26 protein-coding genes and 1 tRNA gene are annotated in these 24,904 nt (G+C 65.7%); 11 read left to right on the top strand and 16 right to left on the bottom strand.

All coding sequences use genetic code 11. From position 1 onward, the window contains the following. Nucleotides 1-85 precede the first annotated feature (85 nt). Nucleotides 86-577, top strand: coding sequence for an RNA chaperone Hfq (gene hfq / locus JAO74_RS04190; RefSeq protein ID WP_056527980.1), 492 nt, complete (start codon nt 86-88; stop codon nt 575-577). Next, the gene (gene hflX, locus JAO74_RS04185) at nt 574-1,866 is read left to right on the top strand and encodes a GTPase HflX (protein ID WP_199035474.1); all 1,293 of its coding nucleotides are present in this window, start codon (nt 574-576) and stop codon (nt 1,864-1,866) included. The genes hfq and hflX overlap by 4 nt, the downstream gene beginning before the upstream one ends. On the opposite strand, the gene mazG is transcribed toward hflX, so the two are convergent. From mazG to JAO74_RS04155, 6 genes are all read right to left on the bottom strand, one after another. After that, the gene (gene mazG / locus JAO74_RS04180) at nt 1,847-2,560 is read right to left on the bottom strand and encodes a nucleoside triphosphate pyrophosphohydrolase (protein WP_233150662.1); all 714 of its coding nucleotides are present in this window, start codon (nt 2,558-2,560) and stop codon (nt 1,847-1,849) included. The genes hflX and mazG overlap by 20 nt on opposite strands. Nucleotides 2,561-2,649: 89 nt before the next feature. Further along, the gene (locus tag JAO74_RS04175) at nt 2,650-3,414 is read right to left on the bottom strand and encodes an MBL fold metallo-hydrolase (protein ID WP_199035470.1); all 765 of its coding nucleotides are present in this window, start codon (nt 3,412-3,414) and stop codon (nt 2,650-2,652) included. Further along, on the bottom strand, nt 3,411-4,187 hold the full coding sequence (locus tag JAO74_RS04170; protein WP_199035468.1) for a TatD family hydrolase: 777 nt from the start codon (nt 4,185-4,187) through the stop codon (nt 3,411-3,413). Before JAO74_RS04170 ends, JAO74_RS04175 begins: the two co-directional genes overlap by 4 nt. Next, nucleotides 4,187-5,737 (bottom strand): methionine--tRNA ligase, encoded by a 1,551-nt coding sequence (gene metG, locus JAO74_RS04165; RefSeq protein ID WP_199035466.1) that lies wholly within the window; start codon nt 5,735-5,737, stop codon nt 4,187-4,189. The genes JAO74_RS04170 and metG overlap by 1 nt, the downstream gene beginning before the upstream one ends. A gap of 10 nt (nt 5,738-5,747) precedes the next feature. Then, a complete protein-coding gene (locus JAO74_RS04160) occupies nt 5,748-6,737 on the bottom strand; it encodes an AAA family ATPase (RefSeq protein ID WP_199035464.1) in 990 nt (329 codons plus the stop codon). Between the two features lie 47 nt (nt 6,738-6,784). Then, on the bottom strand, nt 6,785-7,948 hold the full coding sequence (locus JAO74_RS04155; RefSeq protein WP_199035462.1) for a D-alanyl-D-alanine carboxypeptidase family protein: 1,164 nt from the start codon (nt 7,946-7,948) through the stop codon (nt 6,785-6,787). A gap of 503 nt (nt 7,949-8,451) precedes the next feature. On the opposite strand from JAO74_RS04155, the gene JAO74_RS04150 reads away from it, so the two are divergent. Further along, nucleotides 8,452-9,282: an acyl-CoA synthetase family protein gene (locus JAO74_RS04150; protein WP_199035460.1), complete on the top strand. Its 831-nt coding sequence runs from the start codon at nt 8,452-8,454 to the stop codon at nt 9,280-9,282. 113 nt (nt 9,283-9,395) lie between these two features. Here JAO74_RS04150 and JAO74_RS04145 read toward each other — a convergent pair whose 3' ends face one another. Genes JAO74_RS04145 through radA form a run of 5 tightly spaced genes read right to left on the bottom strand, consistent with a single transcriptional unit; the run spans nt 9,396 to nt 13,877 of the window. Then, entirely contained in the window at nt 9,396-9,722 is a 327-nt protein-coding gene (locus JAO74_RS04145) for a DUF423 domain-containing protein (protein WP_199035459.1), read from the bottom strand. Nucleotides 9,723-9,727: 5 nt separating this feature from the next. Then, nucleotides 9,728-11,476, bottom strand: coding sequence for a cation:proton antiporter domain-containing protein (locus tag JAO74_RS04140; RefSeq protein WP_199035458.1), 1,749 nt, complete (start codon nt 11,474-11,476; stop codon nt 9,728-9,730). Further along, a complete protein-coding gene (locus JAO74_RS04135) occupies nt 11,476-11,919 on the bottom strand; it encodes an iron-sulfur cluster assembly scaffold protein (RefSeq protein WP_199035457.1) in 444 nt (147 codons plus the stop codon). The genes JAO74_RS04140 and JAO74_RS04135 overlap by 1 nt, the downstream gene beginning before the upstream one ends. Further along, the gene (locus tag JAO74_RS04130) at nt 11,916-12,482 is read right to left on the bottom strand and encodes a CvpA family protein (protein WP_199035456.1); all 567 of its coding nucleotides are present in this window, start codon (nt 12,480-12,482) and stop codon (nt 11,916-11,918) included. Before JAO74_RS04130 ends, JAO74_RS04135 begins: the two co-directional genes overlap by 4 nt. A gap of 12 nt (nt 12,483-12,494) precedes the next feature. After that, the gene (gene radA, locus JAO74_RS04125) at nt 12,495-13,877 is read right to left on the bottom strand and encodes a DNA repair protein RadA (protein ID WP_199035455.1); all 1,383 of its coding nucleotides are present in this window, start codon (nt 13,875-13,877) and stop codon (nt 12,495-12,497) included. A gap of 104 nt (nt 13,878-13,981) precedes the next feature. On the opposite strand from radA, the gene JAO74_RS04120 reads away from it, so the two are divergent. Next, nucleotides 13,982-15,127 (top strand): glycosyltransferase family 4 protein, encoded by a 1,146-nt coding sequence (locus JAO74_RS04120; RefSeq protein WP_199035454.1) that lies wholly within the window; start codon nt 13,982-13,984, stop codon nt 15,125-15,127. Nucleotides 15,128-15,134: 7 nt separating this feature from the next. Here the strand turns inward: JAO74_RS04120 and JAO74_RS04115 are convergent, their stop codons facing one another. After that, nucleotides 15,135-15,428, bottom strand: a complete 294-nt coding sequence (locus tag JAO74_RS04115; RefSeq protein WP_199035452.1) for a DUF2218 domain-containing protein — start codon at nt 15,426-15,428, stop codon at nt 15,135-15,137. Beyond that, nucleotides 15,425-16,006, bottom strand: a complete 582-nt coding sequence (locus tag JAO74_RS04110; protein WP_199035450.1) for a PadR family transcriptional regulator — start codon at nt 16,004-16,006, stop codon at nt 15,425-15,427. Before JAO74_RS04110 ends, JAO74_RS04115 begins: the two co-directional genes overlap by 4 nt. 126 nt (nt 16,007-16,132) lie before the next feature. On the opposite strand from JAO74_RS04110, the gene JAO74_RS04105 reads away from it, so the two are divergent. The 5 genes from JAO74_RS04105 (at nt 16,133) to JAO74_RS04085 (ending at nt 20,107) form a co-directional block, all read left to right on the top strand. Continuing rightward, nucleotides 16,133-17,452, top strand: coding sequence for a replication-associated recombination protein A (locus JAO74_RS04105; protein ID WP_199035448.1), 1,320 nt, complete (start codon nt 16,133-16,135; stop codon nt 17,450-17,452). A 72-nt stretch (nt 17,453-17,524) separates the two neighbouring features. Beyond that, the gene (locus JAO74_RS04100) at nt 17,525-17,833 is read left to right on the top strand and encodes an MmcQ/YjbR family DNA-binding protein (protein ID WP_199036062.1); all 309 of its coding nucleotides are present in this window, start codon (nt 17,525-17,527) and stop codon (nt 17,831-17,833) included. Then, on the top strand, nt 17,787-18,677 hold the full coding sequence (locus tag JAO74_RS04095) for a hypothetical protein (protein WP_199035446.1): 891 nt from the start codon (nt 17,787-17,789) through the stop codon (nt 18,675-18,677). Before JAO74_RS04100 ends, JAO74_RS04095 begins: the two co-directional genes overlap by 47 nt. Before the next feature lie 17 nt (nt 18,678-18,694). Then, nucleotides 18,695-18,770, top strand: a tRNA-Thr gene (locus JAO74_RS04090). Nucleotides 18,771-18,826: 56 nt separating this feature from the next. After that, nucleotides 18,827-20,107: an MFS transporter gene (locus tag JAO74_RS04085; RefSeq protein ID WP_199035444.1), complete on the top strand. Its 1,281-nt coding sequence runs from the start codon at nt 18,827-18,829 to the stop codon at nt 20,105-20,107. Between the two features lie 11 nt (nt 20,108-20,118). On the opposite strand, the gene rsgA is transcribed toward JAO74_RS04085, so the two are convergent. From rsgA to JAO74_RS04070, 3 genes are read right to left on the bottom strand one after another with little or no spacing between them, the layout of a single operon-like run. Continuing rightward, nucleotides 20,119-21,111, bottom strand: coding sequence for a ribosome small subunit-dependent GTPase A (rsgA, locus tag JAO74_RS04080; RefSeq protein ID WP_199035442.1), 993 nt, complete (start codon nt 21,109-21,111; stop codon nt 20,119-20,121). A 55-nt stretch (nt 21,112-21,166) separates the two neighbouring features. Further along, the gene (locus tag JAO74_RS04075) at nt 21,167-21,526 is read right to left on the bottom strand and encodes a hypothetical protein (RefSeq protein ID WP_199035439.1); all 360 of its coding nucleotides are present in this window, start codon (nt 21,524-21,526) and stop codon (nt 21,167-21,169) included. Nucleotides 21,527-21,584: 58 nt separating this feature from the next. Continuing rightward, nucleotides 21,585-21,842 carry a hypothetical protein gene (locus JAO74_RS04070; protein WP_199035438.1) on the bottom strand — a complete coding sequence of 86 codons (258 nt, stop codon included), beginning with the start codon at nt 21,840-21,842 and terminating at the stop codon, nt 21,585-21,587. 80 nt (nt 21,843-21,922) lie between these two features. Here JAO74_RS04070 and JAO74_RS04065 point away from each other — a divergent pair, with 80 nt between their 5' ends. Then, nucleotides 21,923-22,648: an endonuclease/exonuclease/phosphatase family protein gene (locus JAO74_RS04065; RefSeq protein WP_199035436.1), complete on the top strand. Its 726-nt coding sequence runs from the start codon at nt 21,923-21,925 to the stop codon at nt 22,646-22,648. Beyond that, complete coding sequence (locus JAO74_RS04060) at nt 22,641-24,902, top strand: patatin-like protein (protein WP_199035434.1); 2,262 nt, start codon at nt 22,641-22,643, stop codon at nt 24,900-24,902. The genes JAO74_RS04065 and JAO74_RS04060 overlap by 8 nt, the downstream gene beginning before the upstream one ends. Nucleotides 24,903-24,904: the final 2 nt, after the last annotated feature.

Raw genomic sequence — 24,904 nt, 5'->3', positions numbered from 1 at the left:
CTGTGCCGCCCCGCCGGGCGGCACTCCGACGCCGGGAAACGGCGCATCGCGGATCACCATCCGCCAACAATAAAGGGCTGGGCATATGGCCGACAAGCAGACCTCGTTGCAGGACCTTTTCCTCAACGCACTCCGGCGATCGAAGACCCCGGTTACCATGTTCCTGGTCAAGGGCGTGAAGCTGCAGGGCATCGTTACCTGGTTCGATAATTTTTCCGTGCTGCTGCGCCGTGATGGTCAGTCGCAGCTGATCTACAAGCATGCGATCTCCACGATCATGCCGGGCGGCACGTTCGATGCGAATGCTGTCGTCGAAGCGGTGGGTGAAAGCCAGCGCAAGCAGCCACTGTTGCAGGAACTGTTCCTGAACGCGGTGCGCAAGTCCGAGGACAGCGTCACCATGTTCCTCATCAATGGCGTGATGCTGCAGGGGCAGATCGCCGGGTTCGATCTGTTCTGCATGTTGTTGCAGCGGGAGGGTATGGTGCAGCTTGTCTACAAGCATGCCGTCTCGACGATTCAGCCGGCGCGGCCGTTGAATCTTGCCGAAGAACAGAATGAGGCATCCGAAGATTGAGCACTGGTTTCGATCGCGATCGTGACGAATTCGCCCGTGGCGCCCGTGCGCTGGTCGTGTTGCCCGATCGCGGGGATTCGTCCCGTGACGCGGATGCGCGATTGGACGAATGCGCCGGACTAGCCGCGGCGATCGGTCTCGATGTGGTCGAGCGGATCGCCGTCCGCGTTCGACAGCCGCGTCCTGCTACGCTGATCGGCAGCGGTCAGATGGCGGAACTGGCGACGCGGGTTACGATGGAGGAGGCGTCGCTGGTGGTCGTCGATGCCGCCTTGACGCCGATCCAGCAACGCAATCTCGAAACCGGGCTGGGTGCCAAGGTCATCGATCGCACCGGATTGATCCTCGAAATCTTCGGCGAGCGGGCAGCGACGGCGGAGGGACGACTTCAGGTCGAACTGGCGCATCTCGACTATCAGGCGGGGCGGCTGGTGCGTAGCTGGACCCATCTCGAACGTCAGCGGGGTGGCTTCGGCTTTCTCGGCGGGCCGGGTGAGACGCAGATCGAGGCGGATCGCCGGATGATCCGTGATCGCATGGCACGTCTGCGCCGGGAACTGGAGCAGGTATCGCGGACGCGTGGTTTGCATCGCGATCGTCGCCAGCGGGCGCCGTGGCCAGTCATCGCGCTGGTGGGCTACACCAATGCTGGCAAGTCGACGCTTTTCAATCGCCTGACCGGTGCGGACGTGATGGCCGAGAATCTGCTGTTCGCGACGCTGGACCCGACCTTGCGGCAAATCGCGCTGCCGGGGCTGGATAAGGCGATATTGTCGGACACCGTCGGTTTCGTCTCGGATCTGCCGACCCAGCTGGTCGCCGCGTTCAAGGCGACGCTGGAGGAGGTCGTGTCGGCGGACCTCTTAATCCACGTCCGTGATATCGCGCATCCTGATACCGAGGCGCAGCGGGCAGATGTCGAGGCCGTGCTGACGGAGATCGGCGTCGCGGATGCGACGCCGCGGTTCGAGGTCTGGAACAAGCTCGACCTGCTTGATCACGATGCACGGGAAGATGCGATGGGCGACGCCGGGCGGCGTGGCAACGTCATGGTCATCTCGGCGCTGACGGGCGAGGGGGTGGACGACATGGTGCAGGCTGTCGCCGCCAAACTTACCGAGGGCCATCGACGGCATACCATCACGTTGCCGGCGAGTGATGGCGCCAGCGCGGCGTGGTTACATGCGCATGGCGAAGTAATCGATCAGCGGACCGAAGGCGACGATGCGGTGTACGAGGTACGGTTGGGCGAGGGGGACTTTGCGCGGTTCAGCCGCCGCTTTTCTTAGCGTCCGTCCATAACGCCTCTTTGGCGGCAAGATCGAGAGCGGCGAAGCGATCGCCCGCCATCGCCTCCATAGCGGCGAAGCGGCGTTCGAATTTGGCATTGGCCCGGCGCAGGGCTTGCTCGGGATCGATGTTCAAATGACGCGCCCAGTTGACGACGCTGAACAGCAAATCTCCCATTTCCTCCGCAATTTCGTCTGGCGCCGCTGTGACGATTTCTGCCAGTTCCTCATCGATCTTGGCGCGGGGTCCGATGGCATTGGGCCAGTCGAACCCGACACGCGCCGCTCGCTTCTGCAATTTCTCCGCCCGTTGGAGAGCCGGTAGTCCGAGGGCAACGTCCGACAGGGCGCCTGTTCGACCGGTATCTTTTCGACGTTCGGAGGCTTTCAAGGCCTCCCAATCCGGCTTTTCCAATGCGTTGCCGAAGATATGGGGGTGCCTACGTTCCATCTTGTCGGCGATGGCAGTCGCGACATCGTCCAGCGCGAACAGTCCGTTTTCCTCGGCAATGCGGCTCTGAAAAATCACCTGAAGCAGCAGATCGCCGAGTTCGTCTCGCACATCCTGTACATTACCCCGGTCGATCGCATCTGACACCTCGTAGGCTTCTTCGATCGTGTAGGGCGCGATCGTTTGCCAGGTCTGCGCCAAATCCCAATCGCAGCCGCTGGCTGGATCACGGAGGCGGGCCATGATGCTGACCAGTCGATCCAGTGCCGTCAAAGCCATATATTGAAAACCCGATAATATATATTATGTTAAATTTACTTGATTGCGTTAGATTAAAGTTCGATTACCTGACCGTCATACCCAGGTTCGACACCGACCGGCAGACTGCGGTGCAGCGTCGCGTAATCCATACTTTGATCCATATGGATCAGGATCGCCCGGGCTGGCTTGAGTTCCTCTACCCACGCTAACACCGCGGCGACCGTCGGATGTGACGGATGCGGCGCGTGACGCAGAGCATCGACAATCCAGAGATCGATACCTGCGTAGATGTCCCGCATCTGTGCGGTCATTTCATGGAAATCAGTGGCATAGCCGATGCTTCTCCCACCCACGTCGAAACGCAATCCGGCACTGGTTATATTGCCGTGTGGTTGGTCTACGACCCGGATCGAGATGTCGTCGATCGTGAATTGGTCATTCAGTTCTTCGGCGGCGATCGTCGGCGGATAGCCGGTCCGTCCGCGGAAGGCATAGGCAAAGCGGGTTTCCAGGGCTGTTAGCGTTTCCCGCCGTGCCAAGCCGCGGACCGGTTTGCCCATCGCATGGAACACCTGACGAAGATCGTCAATGCCGTGACAATGATCGGCGTGATCGTGGGTCCAGATGACCGCATCCAGCGCGGCAGCATCGGCCGCCAATAACTGCTCGCGCATGTCCGGGCTGGTATCGACCAGAACACGCGTCTGTTCGTGCTCGATCAGCAATGATGCCCGACTGCGACGATTACGAGGCTCATTCGGGTCGCAGGCACCCCAGTCGTTGCCGATCCGCGGCACGCCCGACGACGTACCCGATCCGAGGATTCGCGCTTTCAATTCCGCGTCTTGCCGAACAACGCGTGGAAGTTTTCGGTGGTCTGCTCGGACAGAACAGTTGGATCTACACCGCGCAATTGCGCCAGGAACGCCAAGGTGTCGGCTACGAAGGCCGGCTCGCCGGCTTTACCCCGGTGCGGAACCGGAGCGAGAAACGGCGCATCCGTCTCGATCAATAGTCGATCAGCCGGCAGATCGCGCGCGGTGTCCTGGATATCGCGCGCGTTCTTGAACGTCACGATCCCCGAGATCGAGATATAAAACCCCAAGGCCAACGCCTTTTTGGCGAAATCGCGACTGGCGGTGAAGCAATGGATAACGCCGGAGTAGCGCCCCCTGCCCATCTCGTCGGTCATGATCGCGATCGTATCATCCTCCGCCTCGCGGGTATGAACGATCAGCGGTAATCCCGTTTCCCGGCATGCGGCGATATGGGCGCGGAAGCTGGCTTGCTGTTGCCCGCGGTCGGAATGGTCGTAGTGATAGTCTAGGCCGGATTCTCCGATCCCGACGATCCGGGGGTGCGCGGCACGCTCCACCAGCTTTGCCGTATCGATATGCGGGTGCTGATCCGCCTCGTGCGGATGGATTCCGACTGTGGCCCAAACATCCGGCTCACGCTCTGCGGTGGCGACGACGGCGTCCCATTCGCTTTCCCGCGTCGCGATGTTCAACATCGCCGTCACGCCTCGTGCCCGCGCACGGGTCAGCACGGCCTTCTGGTCTTCGACCAGTCCTTTGTAGTTCAGATGACAGTGACTGTCGGCGAGCATCAGGCGGCGACCTCGGGCGGCAGTTCCAGTCTTGGAAACGCCGGCGTGGGAGTGGCCAGCCGGACATCCGACAGCCGCTGGCGATCATACCATCCGTCGTCATCGACCGCGGCGTGATCACGCGCATCCGCACCAATCTGGTCGAGGATGCTGCCGGCGCCCGCCGGTACGACCGGCAGGATCGCGATGGCGAGCATGCGGATCGCGCGAACCAGGGTTCCGAGCACCGCGTTCATCCGTTCGGGGTCGCTCTTGCGCAAGGCCCATGGTGCCTGCGCGTCGATATACTGATTGCAGGCATAGACGCCGCGCAACCACCCCTCGATCCCCTGGCTCAGCATCAGGTCGTTGAACGCGGCCTTCAGGGCGGCGCAGGCGACGATCACTTCCTCGATCAGGATGCCGTCCGCTTCTTCGGAGCGGCCACGATCGGGTAGTGCGCCATCCAGGTTCTTGGCAATGAACGACAGCGTCCGCTGCGCCAGGTTGCCGAAGGCATTGGCGAGCTCGGCGTTGACGCGGGTCACGATCGCTTCGGCCGAATAGCTGCCGTCCTGCCCGAAGCTGACCTCGCGCAACAGGAAGTAACGGAGTGCATCGACGCCGAAGGCCTGTGCAAGATCGCCGGGATCGACGACGTTGCCGAGCGACTTCGACATCTTCTCGCCGCGGTGGAGCAGGAAGCCGTGGCCGAACACCTGTCTGGGCAGTTCGATGCCGGCGGAGAGCAGGAAGGCAGGCCAGTAGACGGTGTGGAAGCGGATGATGTCCTTGCCGATCAGGTGGAGATCGGCGGGCCAGTAGCGCATGCCGTCGCCGTCATCGGGGAAGCCGAGGCCGGAAAGGTAGTTGGTCAGGGCGTCGACCCACACGTACATCACATGGCCATCGCTGCCGGGTACGGGGACGCCCCAGTCGAAGCTGGTCCGCGACACCGACAGGTCGTTCAGGCCGCCCTCGACGAAGCGGATCACCTCGTTGCGGCGGCTGTCGGGGCGGATGAAGTCGGGGTTGGCGGCGTAGAGGTCGAGCAGCGGTTGCTGGTACTTCGACAGGCGGAAGAACCAGGTCTCCTCGGCGGTCCATTCGACCGGGGTGCCTTGCGGGGAGAGCTTGCCGTCGGGACCGTCGACCAGTTCCTTCTCGTCATAGAAGGCCTCGTCGCGAACGGAGTACCAGCCTTCGTAGCGGCTCAGATAGAGGTCGCCATTCTTCTCCATCTTCTCCCATAGAGCCTGGCTGGCGCGGTGGTGGGAGGGGGTAGTGGTCTGGATGAAGTTGTCATAGCTGATGGCAAGGGTGTCGCACATCTGCTTGAAATAGGACGACATTTCTGCCGCGTATTCAGCCACGTCGCGGTTTAGGGCGCGGGCGGTCTGGACCATCTTCAGGCCGTGTTCGTCGGTGCCGGTCTGGAAGCGGACGTCGCGGCCGGCCTGGCGCTGGAAGCGGGCGATGGCGTCGGCGGCGATCGCCTCGTACGCATGGCCGATATGGGGGCGGCCATTGGGGTAGCTGATCGCGGTGGTGATATAGAAGGGGTCGGCCATCCCTGCGCCCCTAGTCCATCGCGGCGGCGTCGTGAAGCCTTGCGACGAGGCCCGCCATCTCGATCACCGTCCCCTGCGGATCGAGTGAGAGCCCCCTCGCCGCGCCGGCCAGATCGCGCGCGGCCGCATGGGCATCAAGCGCGATCCGCAGCCCCTGTCCCGACCGTGTCCGTGCTGCACGCGCGATATAGGCGGGCACACGGTCCAGAAACGCCTCGTACCGTGACTGTGCTATCTTGCCGGCGAGTTTGCGGCCCAGCGCGGCTCTACGGCGGTTATCTGGGTCCCCGTCCCCGGCAATCGCTGCAATCGCTTGATCTACCTCGGAAAGATCGAGGCCGGCGAAGCGCAGTCCCCTGCCCGGCGCGCCATCCGCCGCGGCGGTCAGCGCGTCGATCTCCCCCTCCTCCGCTTCCGGCAAGACGGTGCGCAGGACCGTCGCGACATCGTCGTCGCGCAGCCGTTCGAAGCGCAGCAGCCGGCAGCGCGAGCGGATCGTGGGCAGTAGTTTGCCCGGCGCATGGCTGACGAGCAGGAAGATCGTGCCGGCCGGCGGCTCCTCCAGATTCTTCAGCAAGGCATTGGCGCCGTTGCGTTCGACATCGTCGATCGCATCGATCAACACGACGCGGCGGCTGCTCATCGACGGCAGCGTCGCGAACAGCGGCTGGAGCGTGCGAACCTGGGCGATGGTGATCGAGCGGGCCAGCTCGCCGTCCGGCTTGTCCGCGTCCTTCGGCAGGCGCGACAGCAACCGGAAGTCGGGGTGCGAGCCGGCATCCATCAGCGCATTGGTGCGGTCGCCGGCGGGCACGTCCAGCCCGGCGGGCAGCGTCGGATCGGCCGCCTGCGCCAGCATCCGCCGGGCGATACGATCGGCAAAGGCCGCCTTCCCCACCCCCTCCGGCCCGGCCAGCAGCCAGGCATGATGGAGCGACCCGCCCTGCAGGGCGGCGAGGAAGGCGGCGTGCGCGGCCGCATTACCGAGCAGCGCGGTCACGCCCCCTGCCCGATCAGCCGCCGAATCCCGTCAACCGCCGAACCCCGTCAACCGCCGAACGACGTCAGGCCGTTCCACGCGCGGCGGAAGAACCCCGCCTCGCCGACATCATTGCCGGCGACCAGCGGCAGACGCTGTTCGGGAACGTCGGGCGAGGTGATGACGAGATCGGCGATATGCTGACCCGCCTTGATCGGCGCCTTGATCGGGCCCTTGTAGACGACCTTGGCGGTCAGCTCCGGCGCGAGCCCGGCGGGCAGCGTCACCTTCAGGTCGGTGCCGGCGATCAGCGGCACGGTGCCGCTGTCGCCCATCTGCACTTCGGCGGTTTCGATCTGCTTGCCTTTGGCGGCGATTGGCTTGGCCTGCCACGCGCGGAAGCCCCAATCCATGAAGCGCACCGATTCCTCGATCCGCTGGTTGGCACTGGTGAGGCCGGCCATCACCATGATGAGGCGACGGCCGTTCTGGGCAGCCGATCCAGTGAAGCCGTAACCCGCCTCTTCGGTATGGCCAGTCTTCAGGCCATCGGCGCCGGCGACGCGGCCGAGCAGCGGATCGCGGTTCGCCTGCGTGATCTGGTTGCCGCCCATGGTCTTGCCCCAGGTGAAATCCCGGCGCGAATAGAACTGCTTGTAGAGTTGCGGGTAGTTGCTGATCGTCTGGTCGGCAAGACGCGCCAGATCGCGCGCGGTGACATAGGTGACGCCGTTGTCGGGCCAGCCGTTCGACGTGCCGAACTGGCTGTTGTTCAGGCCGATCTGCTTGGCGACGCGGTTCATCCGCTCGACAAAGGCGGGTTCCGACCCGGAGATATGTTCGGCCAGCACCACGCACGCGTCGTTTCCGGAGAGCGTCACGATGCCGTACAGGAGATTGGCGACACTGACCTGCTCGTTCGCCGACAGGAACATGGTCGATCCGGCGGCGGGGCCGTGCCAGCGCTGCCACGTTTCCGGGCGCACCGTCGCCATGTCGGTCAGCTTCAGTTCGCCGCGACGGATCAGGTCGAAGGCGACATACACTGTCATCATCTTCGCCATCGAGGCGGGCGGCATCCGCCGATCGGGATCGCGCGAGAACAGGACCGCGCCGGTCGACAGGTCTTCCAGATAGGCGACGGGTGCCGCGGTCTGGAATTGCGGGGCGGCGGCGGTGGACGGGCATGCCAGCAGCGCGGCCATGACGGGGGCGATAATGAGCTTCTTCATGGAAAACGATCCGTTGTCAGTCGTGGCGGGCGGAATGGGTGACGGCATAGCCAAGCCGGCGGCGTACGTCACGTGGGTGTTGAGGGTTGTATCGGCGGTTAGGTTGGTCGTCGCCGTCTGGAATGAACCGAGCCGATATGACCTGCCACAGGGAAACGCTCTTGTCCGTCAGGGTCAACTTGGTCGGTCGATTCAAGCTCCGCCAACGTTCCCGTTTCTCCATGTTCCGTCAATCGTTTTGGGAAAGGGCAATCGGGAACGGGTTTTGGGAAACCGGCTTTTCCATACACATCGATAATTTGTATTCGCCTTGTCTATCTCGCTACGGGTTCGTTTGTGGGAAGGAAATTAGTTGCGAAGCACTCGCGCCCCATCGTCATCTTGCCTTTCAGAATTGCGGCTGATCGCTCGGCGATGCAAAGTTGCGGTACAAGCGCCTCTGACCGGAGGCAGTTTTCTGTTCGTCGCCATGCCGCCGCTCATGCCCACCGAAGGACCCGTTGATGCCAGTTGAGTTTACATCCCAAACGACTGGACGGACGTTCGGCATCGGTGAGCTTGAGCAACCGCGACTGTTTTTGTGGCAGTTAGGGTCATACGCTGACGACCTTCAGCTAGGGTCGATCGACAGCTATGAGCATGAACCCGGCGTTTGGCAGGAGGGCCGGGAACAGGCTCGATGGCACGCTTGGATGCGGTATGATCGTCGTGGTGCACTGCCTGCTGAGTTCACGCCGGAGCGCTTCTATCTCGCGACGGGCCTTCGATCACTGAGCAAGATCGGGGACTATTCCGGCAGCTATGATCTTCCGGTAAAGGTTGTGTCGCAGCGGTTTTTGACGGCGCTTCAGGAAGCTGGCCAACCGGACGTGCAGATTATGCCGCTGACAGTTTGGCGCAGAGCGCAGCGCGATCACGCGCCGCAGGCTGATGCCGTAGCGGAGTTCTTCGCTCTATATTGCTGGGCTGACCCAAAGGTGTTTGATCTAGAGCTTTCGTCGCTCGATCGCATCGATCTCGATAAATACGGATCGGCTTTGACCGACGACGGTTTGGACGCGCCATCCGTGTCGAAGGTTTACACCAATACATGGCAAAACATGGCACTGTCAGTCCCCACCGGTGAAGTTGATTTACCTCCATTATTCCGCATCTCAGGCGCGGGCGGTGGCAGGTATGTGTCGCCGCAGTTTGCCGCAACGATCGAGCGACAGAAACTGAAGGTAAATCTGGTCAAGCGCCCGATCGACCCTGATCGCGAAAGTGCGATCGGCGAAGCGGTGCGACAAGGGATGCTGACTGCATGGTCGCCAGAGCATCCCTTGGGCGACTGATCGACATTTTCCCGAAATTCGATCCATTTTGAGAAAGGGTAATCGCTTGGTAGCGATAGTGGGCCGGATCAATCCCGACTGCAACGGCTAGCCAAATCAACCGGATTCAACGATCAGGATGCCCGCAGCGTCCATGCCAGCCATAGCCAGCCGCCGATCAGCATTGCCCCGCCGATCGGCGTGATCGCTCCGAACCAGCGGGGGGCGCCGACCGCCATGGCGTATAGCGTGATCGCGAAGATCGCCGCGCCGGCGACAAAGAGCCAGGCCGGCCCCCTCGCCTCCAGTCGCAGGGCGACCAGCGCGGCGACGGCGTGGATCAGTTGATACTGGCCGCCGGTGCGCAGCCAGTCGGCGGCCTGCCCGGTGACGCCATGGGCACCGAACGCGCCCGCCGCGACGGCCAGCGCCCCCGACAGGGCGGCCAGAACAGCGAGCATCGCCTTTATCCTCTCGTCGGTTGGGTGATGATGCGATCGGTGGCGGCGCGGAGGTCGCCGGCCTCCACCTGCGCATGCAGGCGTTCCTTGTCGCGGGCGCGATAGAGTTGTTCGGTGCGGTCGATCTGGGTCGGATCGACGTTCAGCGCGGTCAGTGCGCGACGGCCCATCGACACGGCGGATTCCAGCACCTCGCGCACGACATAATCGACCGGTGCGCCGCGCAGCTTGATGACGGCGCGACGATCATAGGCGCGGACGAAGATGGCGGCGTTCGGGAAGGCGGCGTGGACCCCCTCCAGCGTGTCGGGTTCGATCTGGTCGCCATCGAGACAGAACAGGATCAATTCCGCCTCCGACGCACCCGCCTGACGCAGCAGGTCGAGACGGGTGCCGTCGCCGTAATAGACCTTGGCGCCGAACTCCCCGGCTACGTCGATCATTTCTATATCGCGATCGATCAGGGTCACCGGCACCCCCTCGGCGATCAGCATCTGCGCGACCGTCTGGCCGAACCGGCCATAGCCGACGATGAGCGCGTTGGCGCCGTCGGTGGTGGGGCCGTCGCGCTCCTGATGCTTGGCGATGGGCTGGGCGCGGAAGCGGCGGGTGGCGCTCATCAGGAACGGGGTCGTCGCCATCGACAGGGTGATGATCGCGCCGAACAGGCTGGCGGCCTCGGGCGCGACCAGCAGGCCGGATTGCGCCTGCGCGAACAGAACAAAGCCGAACTCGCCGCCCTGACTGAGCAACAGGCCGAGCGCGAGCGCGCCGCGCCATGGCATGCGAAATGCCATACCGATCGCGAAGATCACCGTCGCCTTCGTCAGGATCAACGCCGCCGCCATCGCGATGACGAACAGGGGCCGGTCGGCGATCGCCTGAAGATCGAGCATCATGCCGATGGCGAGGAAGAACAGGCCGAGCAGGATCGATCGGAACGGCTCGACATCGGCTTCCAGTTCGTGCCGGTACGGGCTGTCGGCCAGCATCACGCCGGCGATGAATGCGCCGAGCGCGGTGGACAGGCCGAGCATCTCCATGATCGCGGCGCTGGCGATGACGGTGAAGAGCGCGGCGAAGATGAACATCTCGCGCTCGCCCAGATTGCCGATCAGGCGGAAAAACGGGCGCAGGATAAAGCGCCCGGCGAGGACGAGGCCGACGACCGCGGCGATGGTGTAGAGGCCGAGCAGCCAGCCGGGCGGGGCGTGTGCGTCCGCCGGATTGCGGCTCATCGCGGCGATGATGGTGATGAGCGGGACGATCGACAGGTCCTGGAACAGCAGGATCGCGAAAGTCCGCTCGCCGAACGGCGTCCGCATGCGGCCCGACGATTGCAGCATCGGCAGCACCTGCGCGGTCGACGACAGGGCCAAGGGCAGGCCGAGCGCGAAGGCGGCGGCCGGACTGAACCCGGCGGCGAGGATGACGGCGGTGATCGCGAGGCCGCAGGCGACGACCTGCAACAGGCCGAGGCCGAAGATCTCGTGCTTCATCCGCCACAGGCGCGACGGGTTGAGTTCCAGCCCGACGATGAAGAGGAGCAGCGTGATGCCGAGCTCGGCGATGCCCATCTTCGATTCGGCATCACCGACCAGGCCGAGGACATGGGGACCGACGACGGCGCCGGCGACGAGATAACCGAGGGTGGCACCGAGGCCAAGGCGGCGGAACAGGAGGACGAAGAGCAGTCCCGATCCGAGCAGGATTGCGCCGTCGCGGAGGAGCGAGAAGGATTGCGCTTCGTGCATCAGGTCTTTGCCGGTTCGCGGGCGGCGGCCTGTTCGGCGGCTTCGGCGGCGGCTTCGAACGCGAGACGGATCGAGGCGTGGCGGGCGGTATAGGACAGGGCGGGCGTGAAGATGCCGAGGCCGGGCCATGCCGGGGCGTCGCCCTCACCCGCCGCCAGCCATGTCGTCAGCGTGTCGCGGGCGTCGGCGAGTTCCTGGGGCGTGCGGCCGATGATCTCGGCGGCGAGCAACGAGGATGACGCCTGACCGAGGGCGCAGGCGCGGACCAGCAGGCCGACGTCGCTGACGCGGCCGTCAGGACCGACGTTCACATCGACCACGACGCGGCTGCCGCAGATCGGCGAGCGCCGTTCCACGCTGGCCATCGGATCGACGAGGCGTTCGTGATGGGGGATCGAGGCCGCCAGCCGGAGGATGTCGGTGTTGTAGAGGGGCGCGCTCATGGAGCCTCGCTGGCGTTGTGGATGGGCGAGGAGGAAGCGGGTCGCGCGCCGAACACGGGCTGGCCGCGCCGACGGCGGTCGACGAAATCGGCGATGCCGGCGCTGGTGGCGTTCAGCAGCGGATAGGTGCGGCTGGCGGTCATCCACGCGGGCCGACCGGCGGGGCCGCCGCCGATCGTGTCATAGACGAGCGCGGCGAGCAGGAAGCAGAGGCTGGTCAGGATCAGTCCCTTCAGCGCGCCGAAGCCGAAGCCCAGCGCACGGTCGACCGGCCCCAGCACCGAGGTGCGGGTCCGTGCACCGATCGCGCCGGCGACCAGCTTGCCGCCGAAATAGGTGACGCCGGCGATCAGCGCGAACGCCAGTACGGCGGCGCCGGATACGGTGCCGACGTAGTTGCTGAGTGCCTGCGCGACGGTGATGTGGAACAGCTTCAGCGCGGCGACGACGGCGATCCAGGCGAACAGCGACAGCACCTCCGTCACGAAACCGCGCACCCCGCCCATGATGGCGGCCCCCGCGACGACGAGGAGGACGACGATGTCGAGTGCGGTCAGGGCCATGGGTCCATTCGCCTACCCGCGCCCCAGCATATGGTCAACGAACTGGCCGAGCGTGCGGAAGCCGGTGAGCTGCATCGCCCCCTCTCCCTTGCCGTCCTTCGCCACCGCGATGGGGACGAGGGCGCGTTCGAAACCGAGCTTGCCCGCCTCCTTCAGGCGGAGCGGGCCGTGGGCGACGGGGCGGAGTTCGCCGGACAGGGCGACCTCGCCGAAGGCGACCGATTCCGACGGCACCGGCCGTTCCGACAGGGCGGACACCAGTGCGGCCGCGACGGCGAGATCGGCGGCGGGGTCCTGCACGCGGTAACCGCCGGCGATGTTCAGATAGACCTCCGCGGTCGAAAAGCTGAGGCCGCAGCGCGCCTCCAGCACGGCGAGGATCATCGCGAGGCGGCCGGAGTCCCAGCCGACCACCGCCCGGCGCGGCGTAGCACCGCTGGCCAAACGGACGACGAGCGCCTGGATCTCGACCAGCACCGGCCGTGTCCCTTCCAGCGCGGGGAAGACGGTGGCGCCGGTCACGCCCTCTTCGCGGTGGGTGAGGAACAGCGCGGAGGGGTTGGCGACCTCGGCCAGTCCCTCGCTCTGCATCGAGAAGACGCCGATCTCGTCGGTGCCACCGAAGCGATTCTTGATGGCGCGCAGGATACGATACTGGTGCGATCGCTCGCCCTCGAACGCCAGCACGGTGTCGACCATGTGTTCGAGGACGCGCGGACCGGCGATCGTGCCGTCTTTTGTGACATGGCCGACCAGCACCAGCGCGGTGCCGCGTTCCTTGGCGAAGCGGATCAGTTCCTGCGCGGAGGCGCGGACCTGACTGACGGTGCCGGGCGCGCCCTCGATCAAGTCGGAGTGCATGGTCTGGATCGAATCGATCACCAGCAGCGCGGGCGGCGCGCCGGTCGACAGCGTCGTCAGGATGTCACGGGTGGAACTGGCCGCCGCGAGTTGCACGGGGGCATTGCCGAGGCCGAGGCGGCGGGCGCGCAGGCGGACCTGATCGGCGGCTTCCTCGCCAGAGACATAGGCGACCGAATGGCCGGCAAGCGCCATGCGGGCGGCAGCCTGCAACAGCAGCGTCGATTTGCCGATGCCGGGGTCGCCGCCGATCAGCGTCGCCGACCCTTCGACGAAGCCGCCGCCCAGCGCGCGGTCGAATTCGGCGATGCCGGTCGCCATCCGTTCAGGCAGCGTGACCTCCGCATCGAGCGAGGTCAGGACGATCGAGCGGCCGCCGCCATGAAGGTTGTGCTTGGCCGCAAACGGCGTGACGACCGCGCTCGCCTCCTCAACCAGCGTGTTCCATTCGGAACAGTCCGCACACTGTCCCTGCCACCGGGATGCGACCGAGCCGCACGCCTGGCACACATATCGCTTTTGCGGTTTCGCCATGTTGGCAATTTAGGCGGAACGATACGGGAACACAATGCACGGCGAGCGATCGGAGGCGATGGACGGTGGCATTTGGGCCGTCGCGGCGCTATCCGCGCCGCTCCATGCAGGCATCCGACCTCCGCGTCGCCCTATTCAGCGGCAACTACAATTATGTACGGGACGGGGCCAATCAGGCGCTGAACCTGCTGGTGGGGCATTTGCTGTCGCGCGGCGTCGCTGTGCGGGTCTATTCGCCGACCGTCGCCAACCCGGCTTTTCCGGCGACCGGCGATCTGGTCGACGTACCGGCGATCCCGTTGCCGGCAGGTCGCGGCGAGTATCGGATGGCGCGGGGGCTGTCGGGCAGCGTGAAGCGCGATCTGGCGACGTTCGCGCCCAACATCGTGCATGTGTCCGCGCCGGAACTGCTCGGGCACCGGGCAGTCAGCTGGGGCCGGCGTCAGGATATTCCCGTTGTCGCGTCGTTGCACACCCGGTTCGAGACCTATCCCCGCTATTACGGCCTCAGCATTCTCGAACGGCCGATCGAACGGCTGCTCGCGCGCTTTTATGGGCGGTGCGACGAGGTGCTGGTGCCGACGCCCGGTATCGCGACCATCCTGCGCCAATGGGGCGTGACGACGCCGATCGATATCTGGTCGCGGGGCGTCGATCACGACCGGTTCAAGCCCGCACGACGCGATACGGCGTGGCGGCGTGAACTGGGCATCGCCGACGATGCGGTGGCGATCGGCTTCCTCGGCCGGCTGGTGAAGGAAAAGGGCCTCGACGTGTTCGCCGAGGTCGCCAAGACGCTGAGCGCGCGCGGCGTGCCGCACGAGGTGCTGGTAATCGGCGACGGGCCGGCACGGGAATGGTTCGCCGAACAGGTGCCGACCGCCAAATTCGCCGGCTTCCAACGGGGAGAGGCGCTGGGCCGGGCGGTCGCGTCGATGGACGTGTTCTTCAATCCGTCGGTGACCGAGACGTTCGGCAATGTGACGCTGGAGGCGATGGCGGCCGGCGTTCCCGTCGTCGCCGCGCGGGCGACCGGGGCCAGCGATCTGGTCGACGAGGGCGAGACGGGTTTCCTCGTCTCGCCCCGCGACGCGGCGGCCTATGCCGATGCGATCGGCCGGATCGTCGCCGATCCGGCGCTGCGCCGGGCGATGGGTGCCGCCGGCCATGCGAAGGCGGCGACCTATCGCTGGGACACGATCAACGAGGCGGTGCTCGACGCCTATCTGGCGGTGATGGCGCGTCGATAGGCACGGATCAGCCGGCGCTCTGCCAGTCGAACGTCAGCGGTGCCTCGCGAAAGGCGAAGCGGTCGAGATGACTGGACACCACGTCGCGCATCCGTGCCACGTCGCCTTCATCCGGCACGGACAACTCGACATCCAGCGTATCGCTGGCCGCCCGCATGACGAGGCGGGCGCCGTTCGGAAAGGTGATCGTCCCTTCCTCGGTCGTGAAGGCCACCTCCATCTTGTGGCTCCAGTGCTTGGCCAGTTGCTGGAGATAGCGACTGGCCGATTGCGTCGGCACGCGGGCGACCGAGACGCTCACCGCAGTCGCTCGATCTTCTGGGCGACCTCATCGATCAACGCAGCGACGTCGTGCAGCGTCTCCTCCGAAAACTCGCCGCGACCCAGCCGATCGGACAGGGCGACCTTCAGATTGCCCATTGCCCGCCGGATCGGTGCGCCGTCCGTCCGCTCGCGATGTTCGCCCAGCGCGCGCAGCCGGTCGAGCAGGCCCGCGACCTCTTCCGACCGCTCGGCCAGATGGGTGGTGCCGGCGTCGGTGATCGCGAAGCGCTTCTTGGCGCCTTCCGACTGTTGTTCGCCGATCAGGCCCATCTCGTCGAGCAGGGTCAGCGTGGGGTAGACCACGCCCGGACTGGGAGCATAGGCGCCGCCGGTCATTGCTTCGATCTCGCGGATCAGATCGTAACCGTGGCGCGGTTCGTCGGCGATCAGGCGAAGGAGGACGAGGCGCAGTTCGCCGCCGTCGAACATCCGACCGCGCCGGCCGCCACCGCCACGTTCCGGACCGGTGAACGACCATTCGACCGACATCGGGCCGCGCTGCCACCGGCCGCCGCGGGGTCCGCATTTGTGTTCGTGATGATGATGGGAAAACATGAAACGTCCTTGCTGTGTCTTGATACGTTCAAGATATATCTGATCGATCGGTCGTCAAGACCTACTCAAGATATATCTTTGTATCAAATGCGTGACGGGAGATTGCCAGCGACTTACATGACGGCGATGGCCGACCTGTTTGCCGGGTTCGAACCCCCTGCCCCCACCAACATTCCCCCCGCCGATGCGCCGCTGGCCGACCGGTTGCGGCCACGCATGCTGGCCGAGGTAGTCGGGCAGGATCACCTGACCGGCCCGGACGGCGCGATCGGGCGGATGGTCGCGGCGGGACGCCTGTCGTCGATGATCCTGTGGGGACCGCCGGGAACGGGCAAGACGACGATCGCGCGGTTGCTGGCGGATGCGGTGGGGTTGCGCTTCACCAGTATCTCGGCGGTCTTTTCCGGTGTCGCCGACCTGAAAAAGGCGTTCGCCGAGGCGAAGGACCATGGCCGGGCGGGCAAGCGCACGTTGTTGTTCGTGGACGAAATCCATCGGTTCAACCGCGCGCAACAGGATGGTTTCCTACCCTTTGTCGAGGATGGGACAGTGACGCTGGTGGGAGCGACGACGGAGAATCCGTCGTTCGAACTGAACGCCGCGTTACTTAGTCGCGCGCAGGTGCTGATCCTGCACCGGCTGGACCGGGCGGCGCTGGACCAGTTGCTGACGCGGGCGGAGGAGGTGGAGGGACGGCCCCTGCCCCTCGATCCCGCCGCGCGTGACGCCTTGATCGCCAGCGCTGATGGCGATGGTCGCTTCCTGCTCAATCAGGCGGAGACGTTGTTCGCGATCGATCTGCCCGCGCCGCTCGATCCGGCCGGGTTGTCGGCGCTGCTGCAACGGCGGGTGGCGGTGTACGACAAGGATCGTGAGGGGCATTATGGCCTGATCTCCGCGCTTCACAAATCGATCCGGGGGTCCGATCCGCAGGCGGCGCTATACTATATGGCGCGGATGCTGGTGGCCGGCGAAGAGCCGCTCTACGTGCTGCGCCGGCTGACGCGGGCGGCGGTGGAGGACATCGGCCTGGCCGATCCGCAGGCGCTGGTGCAGTGCATCGCCGCCAAGGACACGTATGACTTCCTCGGCAGCCCGGAGGGCGAACTGGCGATCGTGCAGGCGTGCCTGTATCTGGCGACCGCGCCCAAATCGAACGCCGTCTATACCGCGCAAAAGGCGGCGTGGCGGGCGGCGAAGGAGGGCGGATCGCTCAGCCCGCCCAAGCATATCCTGGGCGCGCCGACGAAGCTGATGCGCGACATGGGATACGGCGCGGGATATGAATACGACCATGACAGCGAGGAGGCCTTCTCCGGCGCGGATTACTGGCCGGAGGGGATGGCGCCGCAGCGCTTCTACGAGCCCAGCGGACGCGGGCATGAGAAGCGGGTGGCCGAACGGATGGCGTGGTGGGAGGAGATGCGGCATGCGAAACGCGATTAGTTCGAGGCTGTTGCGGGCGGTTCCTGCGGGCGCGATCCAGCGAAGGATTGGGCGGAGGTCGCGGCGTTTGCCCTGACGCTGCCACATACCGAGGCATCCACCTCTTACGGGCAGCCGGCGATCAAGACGGGTGGCCGGATGTTCGTGTCATCCGGGCATGAGGCGGGCAGCTTCCATGTCCGCAGTCCATTCGCCGAGAAGGAGGTGCTGATCGATACCGATCCCGCGACCTTCTGGCAGACGCCGCATTATGAGGGGTGGCCGGGTTTGCTGGTCCGCTATGGCACCGCCGATGCCAACCGCGTGCGGTTGGTCGTAACGCGGGCGTGGTGGGATGTGGCCTCGATCACCCGGCGCAAGGCGCTCGGCGATCGCCCCTGATCGCTTCACGCGTTTCGCCGCGATCGACTGGTCGGGCGCGAAGGGAACGCGGCATCGCGGCATAGCGGTTGCGTTGTGCGAGGCAGGCGACGCGGCGCCGGTGCTGGTCGAGCCGCCGGGGGGCGTGTGGTCGCGCGGCGGGGTGCTGGAATGGCTGCTGGCGCAGCGAGGGACGCCGTTGCTGGTCGGGTTCGACTTCAGCTTCTCCGCGCCGTTCGTAGCGCGAGGGGCGCATCTGCCGGGTGAACCGCCGACCGCCGATGCACTGGCGCTGTGGGCCTATGTCGAGGCGGAATGCGACGATGCCGATCTGGGCGCGGCGACATTTCTGGAACGGCGGCGGGGGCGGCATTTCTATCTGGGGGCGGCGGATGGCGCCAAGGCGTCGTTCCTGCACTGGCGAACGTGCGAATTACTGGCGGAGGGTGGGCGCAAGCCGTCCACGGTGTACGACGCGATCGGCGCGGCGCAGGTGGCGAAGGCAAGTTTCGCGGGCATGCGACTGCTTCATGCGCTGGCGCCGCAGGTGCCGTTGTGGCCATTCGATCCGGTGCCGGACGAGGGACCGCTGGTGGTCGAAATCTACACGACGATCGCAGCGCGTGCCGCCGGGATGCGCAAGGGGCGCAGCAAGATTCGCAATGCGGTGGCGCTGGATGCGGCGCTCGCCGTGCTGGGGTCGGCGGCGCATCGACCGCTAGCGAGGTACGACGACCATGCCACCGACGCGATTGTGACCGCCGCATGGCTGCGCGCACGGTCGGGCGACGACGGGCTGTGGCACCCGCCCGCGATGACGACGCAGATTGCGCAAACGGAGGGCTGGACCTTCGGCGTCGCATGACGCATGGGGTCCTCCGCGCCGGTTTAGCTCAGCTGGTAGAGCAGCGGTTTTGTAAACCGAAGGTCGCGGGTTCGATTCCTGCAACCGGCACCATGTTTCCACAGGTTCAGGTGGCCTGGCGGTCAGATCGGGCCGCCGAAGGAGAGCGGATGAGCGATGTGGAGCAGGCGACCGTTCGCCGGGTGACGTGGCGGCTGATGCCGTTCCTGGGCCTGCTGTACCTGATCGCGTATATCGATCGCCAGAACATCTCCTACGCCAAGTTGCAGATGGTGGACGCGCTGGGGCTGAGCGAGGCGGCGTTCGGGCTGGGTGCGTCGCTGTTCTTCATCGGCTATTTCCTGTTCGAGGTGCCGAGCAACCTGCTCCTCCACCGGGTTGGCGCGCGTGTCTGGTTCGCGCGGATCATGGCGAGCTGGGGCGTGGTGACGTTACTGCTGGCATTCACGCCCAATGCCACGGCGTTCTACATCCTGCGATTTCTGTTGGGCGTGGCGGAGGCCGGGTTCTTTCCGGGTGTGCTGTATGTCCTGACGCTCTGGTTTCCGGCGCGGCACCGGGCTCGTGCGGTCGGGCTGTTCATGCTGGCGAGCGCGGTGGCCAATGCGGTCGGGGCGGCGATCGGCGGGTTTCTGCTGGATCAGGGCGGCACCTGGGGGCTGGCGGGGTGGCAATGGGTATTTCTGGCGACGGGTCTGCCGGCGATCCTGCTCGCCCCCGCCGTGCTGTTCCTGTTGCCGCGAGCGCCCGATAGCGTGCGCTGGCTGACGGCGGAGCAGAAGGCGTGGCTGGCGGAGGAATTGGCCGAGCCACCGGCAGCCGTGGCGGCGGAGCAGGGCCACGCGCTGACGGCATTGCGCGATCGGCGGGTGGTGTTGCTATGCCTGGTCTATGTCGGATTTCCACTGGCGGCGTACGGGCTGAGTTACTGGTTGCCGACGATCGTGCGCGGCTTCGGTGTGTCGAATACCGTCAATGGCTTCCTCAACATCATCCCGTGGACGCTGGTCGGGTTGGCGCTGTGGGTGGTGCCGCGCCATGCTGCGCGGTTCCGGAACCAGATCTGGCATGCCGCGGGGCCGGCGCTGATCGGGGCGGTGCTCCTTGTGGCGAGCGTGATCGTCGATGACGTCGTGATCCGGTTCGTCCTGCTCAGCTTTGCGGCGGCGGCGATCTTTGCCGGTCAGCCGGTGTTCTGGACGTTGCCGCCCCGCTTCCTGTCGGGTGCCAGGGCGGCGGCCGGGTTCGCGGCGATCAATTCGGTGGGCAATCTGGGCGGGTTCGTCGCACAGGCCGTGGTGCCGGCGATCCGGGATCGGACCGGCGGCGACACGGGGCCGATGCTGTTTCTGGCGGCGTGCCTGTCGGCATCGGCGCTGGGGGTGCTTGCCGTCGAGCGGATGCTGCCGCCCGCCCGGGCGACCGAATAAGGGTCCGGTTTCTATCGCGACCGGCGTTTCGCGGCTTGCGAAGTACCTTCTCCCGCCGCCAGATTCCGCCAGCGCTCCAGACGCTCCACCGTCAACGCGCCCGTTTCGATCGCGGCCCGGACGGCGCAGCCGGACTCGTTGCCGTGCGAACAGTTCGAGAACCGGCATTCCGCCGCCGCCGAGGCGAAATCGTCGAAGACTTCGGCGATACCACCGGCAGCTTCCGACAGTTGCAGTTCCCGCATGCCGGGCAGATCGAGCAGCCATCCTCCATGATCGAGGCGATGCATCTCGCGGACCGTCGTCGTGTGCCGTCCAGTGCCGTCATTCTCGCGGATCGCCTGCGTGGCGATGCTGTCGGAGCCGCGCAACGTGTTGACGAGGGTCGATTTGCCGACACCCGATGATCCGAGAAACGCGACCGTCTTGCCCGGACCGCACCAGTCGGCAAGACCGGCAACGTCGGCGGGATCGCGGCCATCTACGGTCCTGACGACCAGTCCGGGTTCTATCGCGCGTGCGGCTTCGGCGAATGTTTCAGGCATATCGGTCAGGTCGGTCTTCGTGAGAACGACGACCGCGTTCACGCCAACCTCGCGCGACATCACGAGATAGCGTTCCAGTCGCGCGACGCTGAAATCCTGGTTGCATGAGGCGACGATGAAGACCGTGTCGACATTGGCGGCGATCATCTGTTCCCGCCGGGGATCGCCGGGGGCGCGCCGTTTGAACAGGTTCTTCCGGTCGAGGACGCGGACCGGTTGCAGGGTGGCGGCGGCGATCAGCAACCAGTCGCCGACCGTCGGGTGAAGATCGGACGGGGCGGCGCCGGGGATATGCGGCGAGCAGAACCCTGCCCAGCCGGCGCCGGCAACGGCGATCTTGCCGCGATGGACCGACATCACCCGCACGGCCCGGCAATAGGCCGCTTCCTCGACCGACAATTGCCGGTCGAAATGCTCGTCCCAGCCCAGCGCCTGCAAATCCCGATCGGTCGAATTCATATGGTGCCGTTGCATCTTTCGTTGTGGCCCAGCCGGTGGTGAGCCGATGTCGTCGTCATTGATAATGGGCGATATTCCCGAACCCGTCGTTCGTCTTGGTCATCCGCGCCAGTTTCTTGATGTAGGTGCGGACATGGCGGTCGAACCGGGCATCGTCATACACGCCGCGCCAGATATAGTCGTCACGATCGAGCAGGGATCTTAGTTCGGCGGAGAAAGATTCCATCGCATCGACCGATCTGCTCCCCTTGAGGAAGGAACAGACCATTTCCTCGGCCGTCGCCTTGTCGCAATCGTCCTGTCGGTCCCTGCCGCCCCGCTCCGCCGCCACCTGATCGGATCGTGCGGCCACGACGCGGCTTTCCAGCCATTTGCGGACGGCGGCCCCATCCCATTCCTTTGCCGTTCCTGCCATTGTCGTCTCCTGCCGGGCGGCGTCTAGCAGACGATGGCTGGCGGGTATGTGGTGTTCTTCAAAGCCCGACCTTTTCGAGGGCCGATGCCAGTTCGGCGTCCACCGCGGCGTCATCCTTCGGCTTCGATCGATTGAGTACCGTCTGGATGCGCTTCTGCGCGACCTGCAGGGTCTTGTGCCGCACCTCACGGATGGCATTCGTTCGCCATGACGGGCTTTCACCGAGCAGTGCCGCCCACTTCGCCTCCTCCGCTGCAAGGATGGAGAGTGCGAGGCGCAGGCCGTCTCGCCGGCCATGGGCATATTCGTCGACCATCGATCGCCTTTAGCCGAAGCCATTTACGATCGGCCAGTGTTCTGCAACCGGGGCCATCGGTTCTGCGTTGCGTAGCCGGAATGATAAAAGTCGCCAGCTACAACATGCATAAGGGGATTGGCGCCGACCGCCGCCGGAACCCCGAACGAATCCTCGATGTGTTAAGGGAGATCGACGCCGATGTCGTCGCGCTGCAGGAGGCGGATCGCCGCTTCGGCGCGCGGACCGGTGTGATCCCGCCGCATCTGCTGGAGGATCATAGCGACTGGAAGCATGTCGCGGTCGGGCTTCGCGCGACGTCGATGGGGTGGCATGGCAACGCCTTGCTGGTGCGCAAGAACGCGACCGTCGTCGGGTGCGAGGCGATCCACCTGCCCGCGCTGGAGCCGCGCGGGGCCGTCACCGCCGACATCGCGATCGGCGATGTCGTGTTGCGGGTGGTGGGCATGCATCTGGACCTGTCCGGCCTGTGGCGGCGGCGGCAGGCGGCGGCGATCCTGGCGCATGTGACCCATCGGGACAGCATCCATCCGACAGTATTGATGGGCGACCTGAACGAATGGAGTGCGGCGGCGGGATGCCTGCGCGACTTCGGGCGCGATTATCAGGTGGCGGGTACGGGCGCGTCGTTCCATGCCCGCCGGCCGATCGCCCGGCTGGACCGGATCATGGCTTCTCGCGATCTGCGCGTGGTGGAATGCGGGGTCCATGCCAGCGCCGCCGCACGCAAGGCGTCAGACCATTTGCCGATCTGGGCAATGCTGGACGTGATACCGCCAAGTGGAGTGGATGTTGCCGATGCATGAAAAGGAGCTGCGGCTGGCGCTGGTCTGTTATGGCGGCATCAGCCTGGCGGTTTACATGCACGGCATCACCAAGGAGGTATGGCGACTTGCCCGCGCCAGCCATGCCTATCACGCTGGCGAGACGCCGGTCGCGGGCACCGACATCGTCTATCACACGCTGCTGGGCGAGATCGAGGAACAGGGCGGGCTGAAGCTCCGGGTGCTGGCCGATATCGTCGCGGGAGCGTCGGCGGGCGGGATCAACGGCATTTTTCTGGCGCAGGCGATCGCCACCGGACAGTCGCTCGATCCGCTGACCGACCTGTGGCTGACGTCGGCGGATGTCGATGCGCTGATCGATCCGGCCGCCGCCCCCGCATCGCGCTTTTCCAAGGCGTGGGCGCTGCCGCTCGCGTGGATGGCGGCAGGGCGCAGCAAGGAGGCGGTGGACGAACTGGACGACGCCGCGACGCGCGACGAAGTGCGGGCGAAGATGTCGCGCTTCGTCCGTTCGCGCTGGTTCGAGCCGCCGTTCGGGGGCGAGACGTTCAGCGGCCTGTTGCTCGACGCGCTGGCGGCGATGGATGCGGCCCCGCGTGGCCCGCGCCTGTTGCCGCCCGGCCAGCCGCTGGACCTGTTCGTGACGGTGACCGACTTCGGGGGGCATCCGGAACGATTGCCCCTCAATTCTCCGCCCGAAGTGGTCGAGACCGAGCACCGGGTCGTCGTCAGCTTTTCCGATGCGGGCGAGCCCGTCGATACGTTGGCGGCGATGCCTGAACTCGCTTTTGCGGCACGGGCGACGTCGAGTTTTCCGGGGGCCTTTCCGCCGTTTTCGGTCGGGGAGATCGATACGGTGTTGCAGGCACGCGGCACGGCATGGCCGGGGCGGCGGGCGTTCCTGCGCCGCATCCTGCCTCGCCATGCCGCTGCCGGACGGGCGGACAAGGCCGTGCTGATCGACGGATCGGTGCTGGCCAACGCGCCCTTTCGCCCCGCGATCGATGCGCTGAAGGAACGGCCCGCCCGTCGGCAGGTGGATCGCCGGTTCGTGTATATCGATCCGTTTCCGGGGCTGAAATTTCGACTGGCCGGCGGTGGCGAGACGCCGGGATTTTTCCAGACCATTTTGGGCGCGCTGAGCGAACTGCCCCGCCAGCAGCCGATCCGCGACAATCTGGATGCACTGGCCGCCCGGTCCGGTCGGGTCGAGCGACTGGCCGGCATCGTGGATGCGATCCGACCGGCGGTAGAGGCGGAGGTCGAGTCGCTGTTCGGGCGGACGCTGTTCCTCGACCGGCCGACGCCCCGGCGGCTGGCGACGTGGCGTCGGCGGGCGCAGACGGCGGCGGCGGCGCAGGCGGGATATGGATATGTCGCCTATAACCATCTGAAGCTGGACGGTGTGCTTGATGCGCTGGCGGTGCTGACGGATGCGGTCGCAGGCGATCATGGCGCCGGGCATCACCGAATGCGGTCGGCGGCGATCGCGACGGCCGGCGCGGGCGAGGTGGGGGCGAGCGCAGGGGCGATCGATTTCCTGCGCCGCTTCGATATCGGTTATCGCATCCGCCGGCTGCGTCTGTTGGCCAGACGGCTCGGCGAACTGGAGGAAGCGCAAGCCGATGCCCTGCTGACGCCGATGCGGGAGGCGATTTATCTATCGCTTGCCCCCTATCTCGATGCGCAACGCAGCGAGCCGCATCGCGCGCTGCGGCCGATGGCGCGCGAGCTGCGGGACGATGCCGGCCCGTTCCTCGACCTGCTGGCCGCATCGCTTGATCTGGCGCGGCTGGATGCGGAGGCGGACGAGCGATTGTCGACCGCGCTCGCCGGACTGGATCGCCATGCGCGGCGACCCCTGCTGCTCGCCTATCTGGGGTTTCCTTTCTTCGACGGTGCGACGCTGCCGCTGTTGCAGGGCGAGGGGCTGGACGAATTCGATGCGATCAAGGTCGATCGTATCGCCCCCGATGACGCCACGACGATCCGGGCCGGCGGTGCGGAAGCGACGTTGAAGGGTATCCAGTTCAACAGCTTCGGCGCTTTCTTCAGCCGCGCCTACCGGGAGAACGACTATATCTGGGGGCGGCTGCACGGGGCGGAACGGTTGATCGATATCGTCGTATCGGCCCTGCCCGCCTCCGCGCGCCTGAGGGCCGGCCGGATCGCGGCCGTGAAGCGGCAGGCGTTCGTGGCGATCCTGGACGAGGAGGAGCGGCGGCTGACGGCGATCGGGCCGCTGATCGCCTCGTTGCGGCGTGAAATCGGCTGAAG

It is taken from the genome of Sphingomonas mollis, from assembly GCF_016427505.1.
GTDB lineage: Bacteria > Pseudomonadota > Alphaproteobacteria > Sphingomonadales > Sphingomonadaceae > Sphingomonas > Sphingomonas mollis.
This window is presented reverse-complemented; position numbering and strand designations above follow the sequence as displayed.